Here is a 12,974-nt window from a genome sequence, read left to right as displayed (position 1 = left end):
TTTGCTAAACTTATCCACAGTTAATTACCTAGACGAGGTTTAACCATGTTTGCCGTCAAACGAGCGCTCAAATTGAATAATAGGGAAGCGACCTTGATGGCGAAACACGCAGGATTTCGGCGCGTGGTATTTAACATGGGGTTAAGTTTGCGGACTCAAATGTACAGTGAGGGGAAACTTACAGACTCAAAGGTGATTAACGAAATTAAAAAAGTTTTCACTAATTACGTCAAAAAGCACCCTGAATTCGCTTGGATGAACCAATTGTCTAGCCGAGTTTACCAAAACGCTTTGATTGACTTGAAAGATGCTTTTAGCCGATATCGTTCTGGTTCTTCAGGTCATCCAAAATTCGCCAGTCGTCGAGACGGTCAATCTTTTACGGTTGATTCATCTAACGGCAAAGTTTTGTTAAACGCTGGCAACACTATTAAGATTCCTACTCTGGGAACTTTTCGGCTTTACGAAGCCCTAGATTGTAGTTTTATTTCTCAAACTTTCACGATTTCAAAAGAAGGGAATCGCTGGTTTGTTTCTATCTGCGTTGATGCAGAGCGTCTCCCGGTTCAGCAGTCTGAAAGTTCTGTGGGAATCGATGTTGGTATCAAGTCATTTGCCACTCTGTCAAAAGGGCAGTTTTTTGATGCACCGAAGCCGTTAATAGCCCGTGCGAAAACAAAGCTTGCTACTTTACAGCGCCAAGCATCAAAGCAGGTAAAAGGCTCTCGAAATCAGCGTAAAACTTACAATAAGATTAGCCAGATTCATGCAAAGATAGCTCGTATTCGCCTAGATTTCCTTCACAAGTTAACAACTTATTTAGCTAAAACTTTTAAGTTAATTAAGATTGAAAATTTGAACGTCAAAGGAATGATGGCAAATCACAAGTTAGCGGGAGCAATATCTGACCTTGGTTTTTATGAGTTTAAACGTCAACTCGACTATAAATGTCAAATGTATGGAGCTAACTTGGTATTGGTAGACCAGTGGTTTCCTAGTACCAAAACTTGCTCAAATTGCGGCACAAAAAAAGATATGCCACTAAGCATACGGACTTTTGACTGTCCTGTTTGTGGCAGATATTTGGATCGCGATTGGAACGCCAGCATTAACATTTTAAATTGGGAACCCTCGGCTTGAGGGGGATAGCCTACTTATCTTGGGATAGCCGACTACCCAACAGCGTAGGAAGTAAACTCGTAATTGTATCTAAAGATGGCTTTAGATAGGTTTAGGTAAGTTTTATGAAGCAGGCAAGCAATGGCTAAAATCCTGTTGGTAGAAGATAACGAAATGAACAGGGATATGCTGTCGAGGCGCCTCGCCCGCAAAGGGTATGAGGTGTCGATTGCTGTTGATGGCGCGGAGGGGGTATCGATGGCGAAGACAAAAGTACCGGATTTGATTTTGATGGATATGAGCCTGCCGGTGCTCGACGGATGGCGAGCAACCCAGCAAATTAAAGCGGATCCCGAAACTAAAATGATTCCGGTGATTGCGCTGACGGCTAACGCTATGGCGGGCGATCGTGAAAAGTGTTTGGCGGCAGGCTGCGACGATTACGACACCAAACCTGTGGAATTTCCGCGACTTTTGAGTAAAATCGAAATGCTTCTGAAAGAGGCCATGCAATGAAAACTGACGACGGCAGCGTCCTGGTTGTTGACGATAATGAGGTAAACCGCGATTTGCTGGCCCGCCGACTTCAGCGTCAAGGCCACGCGGTGACTGTTGCTGAAGATGGTCTCCAAGCTATGGCACTGATGCGTAGTGAGCCTTTTGATTTGGTACTCCTGGACATTATGATGCCACAAATGAACGGCTATCAAGTTCTGGAACATCTGAAAGCAGACGAGCAGTTGCGCCACATCCCAGTGATTATGATTTCGGCGGTGGACGATATCGACAGTATTGTCCGCTGTATTGAATTAGGGGCGGAGGATTATCTTTCTAAACCGTTCAATCCCGTATTGCTCAAGGCTCGGATTAGTGCGTGTCTGGAAAAGAAGCGGCTGCGGGATAAGGAACAAACTTATCTGCGGGAGTTGGCCGAGGAAAAGGAAAAGTCCGAGCGTTTGCTACTGAATATTTTGCCAGGCCCGATCGCCCAACGCCTCAAAGAAGGAGAAAATACGATCGCCGACAGTTTCGCGGAAGTTACTGTCATGTTTGCCGATTTGGTTGGTTTTACCAAGCTTTCGGCTCATTTGTCGCCAGCGGAGTTGGTGGAATTGCTCAACGAGATTTTTTCAGCTTTTGACGAGTTGGCCGATCGCTACGGACTTGAGAAAATTAAGACGATCGGCGATGCTTATATGGTGGTTGGCGGTTTGCCAAAAGTAAGCGACAACCACGCCGAGAGCATTGCAGAAATGGCGATCGACATTCTAGGAGCAATGGCTCAAATCCGCACCAAGGGAGGACAGCCGCTCAGCATCCGCATCGGCATCCACACGGGCCCCGTAGAAGCCGGAGTCATCGGCACTAAAAAATTTACTTACGATTTGTGGGGAGACACAGTAAATACAGCTTCCCGCATGGAATCTCAAGGCATTCCCGGCGGCATTCAGGTGACAGTTGCTACCTACGAGCGCCTGCGGAATAAATATGTTTTTGAGGAGCGCGGCGTGATTTCGGTGAAAGGAAAAGGCGATATGATGACTTATCTGCTTGTGGCCCGAAAAGGTGCATAATTGACAGTTGTCAGTTGGCAGTTGGCAGTTAACTATTACCAATTACCAATTACCAATTACCAATTACCAATTACCAATTACCAATTACCAATTACCAATTACCCAATTACTAAATTGAAAAATGAACGTAAATTCTAACCTTTTAATGTATGCCCAATGGGCAGGAATTCTAACAGTAGCCTTGTTTGTTTTAACCATCGTAGCATTTATCTTGAAATGGGGTTTTCGCTTCCGATTGGTAGGAGTGAGCAGCTTTATGGCCGTCATTGCTGCGAGTATATTCGGTCTCGGTTTAGGACTGTTTTCGCGCACAGAAATTCCCGGTGCAGTGCGCTATTCTTTAGTTTACGATACTGGCGGCGCCCAAACTGTAGTTACCGTGCCACCTTCAATTACTGAATCCGAGTTAGAAGCAACAATGCAGCAAGTGGCTGCTGATTTGTACTCTCCAGGGCGATCGGGAAGCGGAAGAGATTACATGACAATCCGCGTTCGGACGGTGGTACATCCTGAGCCTGGTCTGTCACAGCCGCTGTTTTTGGGTGAGGTGAGGCGATCGCTCGCGACGAGATATGATGACAAAATGGCGATCGACATCTACCCCGAAAAAGTCGCTATTCTGAAAAAGTATCAAGCCTAAAAATCAATTATTCGGCGAGTGAAACCGCTTCTACAAAAACAAAGTCCGCCTGCGCGGACTAAGATTCAGTTCAGAAACCGGGTTTTTAGGAAAAGACTTTATTGTAGCCGATAGATTCTATAAAAACCCGGTTTCTTTGGTCGAAGTGGGTAACTCCCGATCGCATACTAGATGGTTATCAAAAAAGGATATAATTATGACTCAAGATTCCGAAAAATTACTAACAAACCTCTTCAATGCTTGCAATCCATACGAGCCTTTATCGGCAGGCGATCCGCGATATGTTAACTGTGGGGAAGTCTGAGGAGATGACAATATTACCGTAGACTTAGGTCTCAATATTCAGCGTTCCCAAGAGATGACTTGTCAGTTGTATGCCGGACATTTTGGTGCAGGAAAATCAACCGAATTACGAAGACTAGAACAGTATTTGCAAGAACAAGGTTATTTTGTAGTTTATTTCGCCGCTGAGGAACAAGATATCAATACCGAAGATACGGAATATACAGATATTTTGCTGGCTTGTACCAGACATTTATTAGAAGCAATTAGACTTCTTGCAAAAATACTTAGGACGGGCTAGAAGCCCATCCCACAATTTTTTTTTCTTGTGGGATGGGCTTCTAGCCCGTCCCAAAATTTGATTAAAAGGACTTTTGCAAGAGGTCTATTAAAGATGCGGACTCAAAACCTTTACTCGATTGGATGAAAAACCGCTGGAACGATTTAAAAGATTTAGCCTTGACAGAAGTATCTTTTGAAACATTGAGCTTAGAAATGCAAATTGCTCAGTTTGCCAAACTGACGGCGAATGTGAGAACCGAACCTAGTCTGCGCCAAAAAATTAGAGAAAAAGTTAATCCTCACACTACCACGCTGATTGAGGCGCTGAATCAGTTTATTCGGAATGCTAAAAAAAGGTTGCCCGACAAATATTCGCAATTGGCAATAATTGCCGATAATTTAGATAAGATCGTGCAGTTTTATAAAGGCGGAGGAGAACGCAGCAATCTCGACGAAATTTTTTTAGACCGCAGCGAACAACTCAAAGCTTTAGATTGTCACATCGTTTACACCATACCAATTTCGATGGTGCATTCCAATCGCGCTGCTGATTTGAGTAATAACTATAATAATGCTCCACAAGTGCTGCCGATGATTATGATAAACAATCCCAGCGGTGAAGTTAATCAAGCGGGACTTGCTAAAATGAAACAGGTGATTGAGAAACGGGTGAAACAAGTCGAGCCCAGCTTATCTCTAGAATTGGAAACACAATGGTTTGACAACAGAGAAACACTAGAAAAGCTGTGTTTGATGAGTGGGGGACACGTCAGGAATTTGCTCTCGATGTTGCAAGAAGCTATAAATCGCACTCAAGATTTGCCAATTACTGCAAAAGCAGCGCAAAGGGCAATTACGAACTTGCGGAATATTTATAGAAGAACCGTTAATAAAGAAGAATGGTCAATTTTAGCGAAAGTATCTGTCTCTCACCGGATACTTAATGACAAACAGCACCGCGATTTGCTATTTAACCGCTGTATTTTGGAATATCGATACTATGATGAAGAAGAAGAAATGCAGAATTGGTATAACGTTCACCCGCTAATTAAAGGCATTCTGGAATTTAAGGAAGCAGTTGCACAACTTGAGCCATGACATCGGAAATCATTGATTGGGACGAAGATTTGCCACCAGCAACACCGGAGGAAGAATATGAATCTCTGGTACGCACTCTCAGACGGACAAATGGTTTCCGGTTGTTGTTTGTGGAGTGTGTGCCGTCGGAGGGGAAACGATTGATTGCGAAAGTTCAAACAGATTTCCCTCGGAAAAAGGTTGAGGTGTTGCCGCTGAATGAGTCGGTTTATAATTTTTATAATTTAATTGAAGAGTTGCCAAAGCGAGATGAAATTAATATTTTGTTTGTGACAGGCTTAGAATATTCGTTTGATGAATACGAACGAGAAAAAAGGGCGATCGGATGGGAAAGCAAGGATATTTATTCTTACAGTTGGCGGGGAGTGCCACCTGTTTTAATGAATATTAACCAGCAGCGAGAGCGTTTTCTAGATAATTTTAAAATTTGTTTTGTTTTTCTTTTGCCTAAGTTCGGTATTGAATATTTTATTCATCGCGCGCCGGACTTTTTTGATTGGCGATCGAGTTTATTTAAGTTGTCGATGGATAAGGAAAGCTTGCAAGCCGAATCAATGCAGGCTTGTTCGGAAAGATGGCAGTTAGAACAATATCTAGCTTTGACTCCCGAAGCGCGGAAACGGGAATTGGTGAGGCTTCAAGGTTTAATTGATGAGGATGGGCAAACATCAGAACAAAAAGCTGAATTGTTTTTTGAACAAGCTTTATTGTATCGCTCGGCTGAAGATTATGCAAAGGCGATCGCCTCCTACGACAAAGCCTTAGAATTCAAACCAGATAAACACGAAGCCTGGATCAATCGGGGCAGTGCACTGGATGATTTAGGCAGGCTAGAAGATGCGATCGCCTCCTACGACAAAGCCTTAGAATTCAAACCAGATAAACACGATGCCTGGAACAATCGGGGCATTGCACTGCGTAATTTAGGCAGGCTAGAAGATGCGATCGCCTCCTACGACAAAGCCTTAGAATTCAAACCAGATGACACATCTGCATTTTATAATAAAGCTTGCTGCTATGCGTTGCACAGTCAGATTGACCAAGCTATTCAGAATTTGCAGCAAGCTATCAATCTGAATCCTGATGAATGGCGAGAAATGGCAAAAACTGACTCGGATTTTGACAGTATGCGATCTGATGTTCGGTTTCAAGCCTTGATTCAAGGATAGGGATTAGCCGTTGGGTGGGGGCGGGTTTATGAGATTGTTAGTTATTGGCAGAAATTGTTGGTGAACCCGCCCCTACAGCATCACAAACACTTTATGATAGATTAATAGCGAGGTAAAAGATGACTCAACTAAATGTAACTGTAACTAATGACAGATTTCCCGAACTCATCGCCCGCGTTGAGGATACTGGAGAACGAATTGTCATAGAACAGGAAGGAAGGGCGATCGCTGCTATTATTACTTATGCCGATCTGAAGCGGCTAGAAGCATTAGAAGCCGCCCTGATTGACAAAGCAAAACTACAAGAATATGAATGGCTAAAAGCTGCGATCGCAAATCCAGCCTTTGATTCTCTGAGAGACTCAGCGGAAGATATCTACACTTTAGCTGATGGCTTGCCATTCCACGACTCAGAATGGATTAAAACAGCGATCGATCCTAATTTTGGTTCGATTCTCGACCCCCAAGAAGACATTTATACTATAGCTGACGGTAAACCATATCTAGCTTAAATATCTCCCTTATTTCTTAGTCCGCGTAGGCGGACTTGGTTTGTATAGACGCGGTTTCAACCGCCGGGTCATCTGCCGTGTCCTGATTTCGGGTTATATTAACTCCGATGCAACGGAATTGATATAACGAATAAATACTCAGAAACCTGGTTTGTTTGCAAAATCGGGTTTCTGCCGATCGCCATTACTTACTCTGTCAACCTAATTCTGTCATCTTCATCGCCCTTTCCCCTCTTCTACGCAATTCCCGAAAAATTTTAGTAAAAATCCATACATCCAAATCAACACCGAAGACAAAATTACTTAGAATTCAACGATAAAAAATTGCAAAAGTTCTCCAATTTAGGTAAGATTGTCAACAATAACAAAATTAAGGTACAATCGCCACCATTAGATGGCAGATGGCGAAAAACATCGCATATAAAAGAAAAAACGACAATTTTACATACTGAGGTGAAAACCCTTGCAAAAGTTAGCTAACAGAGAAAAAGCGATCGAATCTGGAGAACAATCCATATCACCCAACGCCCAAAACGCTCAAACGTTCTACGATCGCGGAAACGCCCTAGAATCAATGGGACGCTTGTCCGCAGCGCTCGAATCTTGGTCTAAGGCGATCGAACTCGAACCAAAATTTCACGAAGCTTGGTACAACAAAGGCGTAGCCTTCAGAAAGTTGGGACAGCTACCCGAAGCAATCTCCGCTTACAACAAATCTTTAAAAATTCAACCAAAAAATGCAGAAGCGTGGTACAATCGCGCGAACGTGTTGCGGAAGCTAAACAGACTCTCAGAAGCGATCGCTTCCTACGAACAGGCGATCGAACTCAAGCCAGACTATCACGAAGCTTGGACGAACCGCGGCAACACCCTCGTCAACTTAGAAAAATTCTCAGAAGCCCTCGCATCCTATGACAAGGCGATCGCCATTCAAGCAGACTACTCGGAAGCTTGGTACAACAAGGCATTTGCGCTGAAACACTCCGGGCAAAATGCAGCCGCGATCGCTTCCTACGACAAAGCGATCGAACTAAAACCAGACTTGCATCAAGCTTGGTACAACCGCGGCTTAGCCCTAGCCGAGGAAAAACTCTACGCCGAAGCCGTTGCTTCCTACGACAAAACTCTGCAACTGCGCCCGAATTCCCCGGAAGTCTGGAACAAACGCGGCACGGCGATCGCCCAAATGGGACAATTTGAAAACGCGATCGCATCCTGGGACAAAGCGATCGAACTCAAGCCAGATGACAGCGAAACCTGGTACAACCGCGGCTTAGCTTTAGTAAACTTAAAACGCTTTCAAGAAGCAATCGCTTCCTGGGACAAAACCTTAGAGTTGCAGCCCAACAACATCGAAGCCTGGTACAACCGCGCTGTCGCCCTCAAAAAAATCGAACGCTTTACCGAAGCGATCGCTTCCTACGATCGCATTATCGCCATTACACCCGACGATCCAAATCTTTACTATCAAAAAGCCTGCGTCTACGCCCTAGAAAAAGCAGCAGGCGATCGCAAAAACAGCCCCAAAGCTGTAGAAACCAGCATTCAGAAAGCGATCCAAAACTTATCAAAGGCGATCGAACTAAATCCGGAAAAATACAGGAAACTATGCCAGAATGACTCTAAATTGCGTACAATACGGGAACAGGTGCGGTTTTTAGCTTGATTTCAGGGTAGCAAATGATTGATGGATACCGATGCCGCACTGCAACCTTTGTAGGCAAAACAGCACCACAAACCCCAATCATGCAAACCCTAGACAAAACTCAAGCAAAATTCGCTCAACTCGCAGCGCATCTCAGCGAAGTTACCGACATCGAATCAGCCTCGTCACTGTTGCATTGGGATCAGGCGACTTATATGCCCGCCAAAGGTGCAACTGCGAGAGGCCGTCAGTTGGCAACTCTCAAACAAATATCCCACGAAAAATTTACCGATCCCAAAATAGGTGAACTCCTAGAAGACTTGCGTTTCTACGAACAAACCCTCCCCTATGACTCTACCTCAGCTAGCCTGATCCGCATCGCCCGCAGAGATTACGATCGTGCCGCCAGAGTCCCCGCCACCTTCATGTCCGCACTCTGCCGCCACCAAGCCGACTGCTACGAAGTTTGGGCAACAGCCAAAGCAGCCAACAACTTCGCAGCCGTCGAGCCATATCTCGAAAAAACCTTAGAATTAAGCAGGCAGTACGCCGACTTTTTCCCCGGATACGAACACATTGCCGATCCTTTGATCGATCGCAGCGACTACGGCATGAAAGTATCCCTGCTGCGCCCGCTGTTCGCCCAACTGCGTCAAGAATTAGTACCCATAGTCGAAGCCATCACCTCACAACCTCCCGCTGACGACTCCTGCTTGCACCAAAACTTCTCCGAAGCTCAACAGCTAGAATTCACCCGCACAGTCGTACAACTCATGGGGTATGACTTCCAGCGCGGACGGCAGGACACCACCCTGCACCCCTTCATGACCAACTTCTCCATAGACGACGTACGCATCACCACCCGCGTCTACAAAGATCACCTCGATCAAGCCCTCTTCAGCAGCATCCACGAAGCCGGACACGGCCTCTACGAACTCGGCAATTCCCCCGAATTTGAAGGTACGCTACTCGCAGGTGGCATTTCCTCCGGCGTGCACGAAAGCCAGTCGCGGCTTTGGGAAAATCTAGTCGGGCGCAGCCGCGGTTTTTGGCAGTATTTTTACCCGCAATTGCAAAGCCTATTTCCGCAACAGTTGGGCGCAGTATCCCCAGACGCATTTTACCGCGCCATTAACAAGGTCTCGCGATCGCTCGTCCGCACCGATGCTGACGAAGTAACCTACAACCTCCACGTCGCCATCCGCTTTGACCTAGAATTGGCAATGGTAGAAGGCAAATTAGCAGTGCGAGACCTCCCCGAAGCCTGGAAGGATCGCTATAAAACAGACCTCGGCGTTGTCCCCGCTACCGACAGCGACGGTGCGATGCAGGATGTTCACTGGTATGTTGGGACGATCGGCGGAATGTTTCAAGGTTACACCCTCGGCAACTTGATGAGCGCTCAATTCTACGAAACCGCACTCAAAAACCATCCCGAAATTCCCGCACAACTAGAACAGGGAAACTTTAGCGTACTCCACGACTGGCTCAAACAAAACATCTACGACCACGGCCGCAAATACACTGCCGTCGAATTGATCGATCGCGTCACCGGTTCACCTTTAACTATCGATCCGTTTGTGCGCTACATTCGCCACAAATACGGCGAATTTTATGTCATTTGAGGGAGAGCAATTGCCTATTGCAGACTTTAAAATGAGATTAAAAAAAGTAGGCGCCTAAAAAAAGGGTGGTACTAATACAGTATCGCCCTTTTTTAGAGCGAAAATCAAAAATCTCAAATAAGGGAGTATCTATGTCTGAACTCTTTGAGGCTGTTATTTGCAGCGACGAAAAAACCGACTTGCGGCAATTTGCCAGCGATTTGCGGGCTTTGGGAAACAAATATTTACTGCGAAACGATATAGTTAGCGCTTTTGCCGCCTACTGCACCAAATACGAAAAGTCCCAACAGTTTCATCAATCCTCTCATTTGAGCAAACTGATTTACTACGTTCAGGAAATTATTCTCGAACCAGGCAGTCTTTGCGTCCTGCTGCGGCCCAAAATTGCGACAATGGAAATAGTGCGAGTTGGAGATGACTTGACACTGGAGCCGATGACAGTGCAAGAATTGCTCGACGTGCGCGATCGCTTCGTCAACCACTTTCACCCCCAAGAAGGCGACATCCTCGAACTAGATTTCGGCCCTTTTTACGACTATTCCCCCTCCATACGCGACCCCAAGAACATCGGCAAAGGAGTGCAATTCCTCAACCGCTACCTCTCCAGCAAACTGTTTCAAGACTCCAAACAGTGGCAGGAAACTCTATTTGATTTCTTGCGTATTCACCGCTACAACGGCGTACAATTACTAATTAACGATCGCATAAAATCTCAAGAACAACTTTCAGAACAAGTCAAAAAAGCCCTCACCTTTGTCAGCGAACTTGCTGAAGATGAACCCTACGAGAGATTTAAATTCGTCCTGCAAATGATGGGTTTGGATGCAGGTTGGGGAAATACCGCAGCCCGCGTGCAGGAAACTCTAGGAATTCTCGACGAATTAATTGATTCCCCCGATCCCCAAACCCTAGAAGCATTTATTTCTCGGATTCCGATGATTTTCAAAATCGTCCTAGTTTCTCCTCACGGCTGGTTCGGTCAAGAAGGAGTGTTGGGGCGTCCGGATACGGGCGGTCAAGTAGTTTACGTGCTCGATCAAGCGAAGAATTTAGAGAGACAACTGCAAGAAGACATTCATCTTGCCGGTCTCGATAGTTTAGGTGTAAAACCAAAAGTAATTATTCTCACCAGGTTAATTCCAAACAGTGATGGCACGCGCTGCAACGAACGTTTGGAAAAAGTTTACGGCACCGAAAATGCTTGGATTCTGAGGGTTCCCTTCCGCGACTTCAATCCCAAATTGACTCAAAATTGGATTTCTCGGTTCGAGATTTGGCCTTATTTGGAAACTTACGCGATCGATGCGGAAAAAGAACTGCTGGCTGAGTTTCAGGGCAAGCCAGATTTAATAATTGGTAACTATTCTGACGGAAATTTGGTGGCATTTTTGCTGTCTCGCAAACTCAAAGTTACTCAGTGCAATATTGCCCACGCCCTGGAAAAATCTAAATATTTGTTCAGCAATCTCTACTGGCAAGAATCTGAGGATAAATACCATTTTGCGCTGCAATTTACTGCGGATATCATTGCCATGAATGCGGCTAATTGTATTGTCAGCAGCACCTATCAAGAGATTGTCGGCAAACCGGATAGTGTCGGGCAGTACGAATCTTACAATTGTTTTACCATGCCGGATTTGTACCACGTCGTCAACGGGATTGAGCTGTTCAGCCCAAAATTCAATGTCGTGCCGCCGGGAGTGAACGAAAGCGTGTATTTCCCCTACACGCGCAACGAAGATAGGGTGCAGGGCGATCGCGATCGGCTCAACGAACTGCTGTTTACCCTCGAAGACCCGGAACAGGTGTTCGGAACACTCGACGACCCGCAAAAGCGCCCTCTGTTTTCGATGGCCCGGCTCGATCGCATTAAAAACCTGACAGGCTTAGCAGAATTGTTTGGCAAAAGCGAGGAATTGCAAGCAAAATGCAACTTAATTTTAGTAGCCGGCAAGCTGAGAGTCGAAGAAACCGAAGACTACGAAGAAGCCGAAGAAATTAAAAAACTTTACGCAATTATCGAGCAATACAAGCTGCACGGTAAAATTCGCTGGCTGGGAGTGCGGCTGTCCAAAAGCCTGTCCGGTGAAATCTACCGGGTAATCGCCGACGGCCAAGGTATATTTGTACAGCCAGCCTTATTTGAAGCTTTCGGCTTGACAATTCTCGAAGCAATGATTACCGGGATTCCGACTTTCGGGACGCAGTTTGGCGGGCCGATAGAAATCATTCAAGATGGAGTAAATGGGTTCTATATCAACCCGACCAACCACGAGGAAACTGCCCAAGAAATTCTCGATTTTTTATCGAAATGCGAACAGAATCCCAACTATTGGTACGAAATTTCAACGCGAGGAATTGACAGAGTTTACAGCACGTATACTTGGAAAATTCACACTACCAAGCTGCTGACTCTGGCCCGGACTTACGGTTTCTGGAACTACTCGTCCAAGGAAAACCGCGAAGATATGCTCCGCTACATAGAAGCGCTGTTTTATCTGATTTACAAGCCGAGAGCGAAGGCTTTACTGGAGGAGCACGCACAGCGATAAGTGGGAAGTTTTGGTTTGTAGGGGCCGGTTGAGACAAAAAAGTGTTAGAGCGATCGACTGGGTACGTTTAGGTACGTTGTTGCGCTTCAGCGCTCTTTCGGCGTATATCGGAGCGCTCAAGCGCAACAACGTACCTTGATTTCAGGTGGATCCTAAGAAATCGACTAGGTAAGTTGTTGCGCTTCAGCGCTCTTTCTGATAGATGGGAGCGCTGAAGCGCAACAACGTACCTTGATTTCGGGTGGATGCTAAGAAACCGTTAGGACGTTCTTAATGGCCCAAACATCAGCCATGGATTCCTTCTTCCTTTCTCCTTCTATCCGTTACATTCTTTACTGGCATCTGCTGCCGAGCTTCCTTTGTGTCGTTCGCCGGCGACGGGGTTTGAAACTGTAACTTAATTTATGGACAAAGCTACCCATCCTTGACTATTTGGGTAGCTTTGTCCGCAACTCGGGCGATCGCACGAGACTATT

The 12,974-nt window shown here is 45.6% G+C and carries 12 protein-coding genes; all 12 read left to right on the top strand.

The genetic code is table 11. The features are described from left to right. The first annotated feature begins 45 nt into the window (after positions 1-45). Entirely contained in the window at positions 46-1,140 is a 1,095-nt protein-coding gene (locus JGK16_RS21630) for an RNA-guided endonuclease TnpB family protein (RefSeq protein ID WP_293192450.1), read from the top strand. Between the two features lie 120 nt (positions 1,141-1,260). Beyond that, positions 1,261-1,635, top strand: a complete 375-nt coding sequence (locus JGK16_RS21625; protein WP_293151691.1) for a response regulator — start codon at positions 1,261-1,263, stop codon at positions 1,633-1,635. After that, positions 1,632-2,693 (top strand): adenylate/guanylate cyclase domain-containing protein, encoded by a 1,062-nt coding sequence (locus JGK16_RS21620; protein WP_293184199.1) that lies wholly within the window; start codon positions 1,632-1,634, stop codon positions 2,691-2,693. The genes JGK16_RS21625 and JGK16_RS21620 overlap by 4 nt, the downstream gene beginning before the upstream one ends. After that, a complete protein-coding gene (locus tag JGK16_RS21615) occupies positions 2,694-2,831 on the top strand; it encodes a hypothetical protein (protein ID WP_293184201.1) in 138 nt (45 codons plus the stop codon). Continuing rightward, complete coding sequence (locus tag JGK16_RS21610) at positions 2,815-3,333, top strand: Ycf51 family protein (protein WP_293184203.1); 519 nt, start codon at positions 2,815-2,817, stop codon at positions 3,331-3,333. The genes JGK16_RS21615 and JGK16_RS21610 overlap by 17 nt, the downstream gene beginning before the upstream one ends. A gap of 358 nt (positions 3,334-3,691) precedes the next feature. Next, positions 3,692-3,916: a hypothetical protein gene (locus JGK16_RS21605; protein WP_293184205.1), complete on the top strand. Its 225-nt coding sequence runs from the start codon at positions 3,692-3,694 to the stop codon at positions 3,914-3,916. Between the two features lie 122 nt (positions 3,917-4,038). After that, a complete protein-coding gene (locus JGK16_RS21600; RefSeq protein ID WP_293184207.1) occupies positions 4,039-4,995 on the top strand; it encodes an ATP-binding protein in 957 nt (318 codons plus the stop codon). Continuing rightward, positions 4,992-6,164 carry a tetratricopeptide repeat protein gene (locus JGK16_RS21595; protein WP_293192452.1) on the top strand — a complete coding sequence of 391 codons (1,173 nt, stop codon included), beginning with the start codon at positions 4,992-4,994 and terminating at the stop codon, positions 6,162-6,164. The genes JGK16_RS21600 and JGK16_RS21595 overlap by 4 nt, the downstream gene beginning before the upstream one ends. Before the next feature lie 119 nt (positions 6,165-6,283). Beyond that, complete coding sequence (locus JGK16_RS21590; RefSeq protein WP_293192454.1) at positions 6,284-6,676, top strand: type II toxin-antitoxin system Phd/YefM family antitoxin; 393 nt, start codon at positions 6,284-6,286, stop codon at positions 6,674-6,676. A 463-nt stretch (positions 6,677-7,139) separates the two neighbouring features. Further along, entirely contained in the window at positions 7,140-8,342 is a 1,203-nt protein-coding gene (locus JGK16_RS21585; RefSeq protein ID WP_293184213.1) for a tetratricopeptide repeat protein, read from the top strand. Between the two features lie 80 nt (positions 8,343-8,422). After that, positions 8,423-9,946: a carboxypeptidase M32 gene (locus JGK16_RS21580; RefSeq protein WP_293184217.1), complete on the top strand. Its 1,524-nt coding sequence runs from the start codon at positions 8,423-8,425 to the stop codon at positions 9,944-9,946. A 131-nt stretch (positions 9,947-10,077) separates the two neighbouring features. After that, entirely contained in the window at positions 10,078-12,498 is a 2,421-nt protein-coding gene (locus JGK16_RS21575) for a sucrose synthase (RefSeq protein WP_293184215.1), read from the top strand. The last annotated feature ends 476 nt before the right edge of the window (positions 12,499-12,974 follow it).

Source organism: Microcoleus sp. PH2017_09_SFU_O_A (assembly GCF_020738625.1).
In the GTDB taxonomy this organism is placed as follows: domain Bacteria; phylum Cyanobacteriota; class Cyanobacteriia; order Cyanobacteriales; family Microcoleaceae; genus Microcoleus.
The sequence above is the reverse complement of the archived record's forward strand: the minus strand, read 5'-3'. Positions and strand labels throughout refer to the sequence as shown.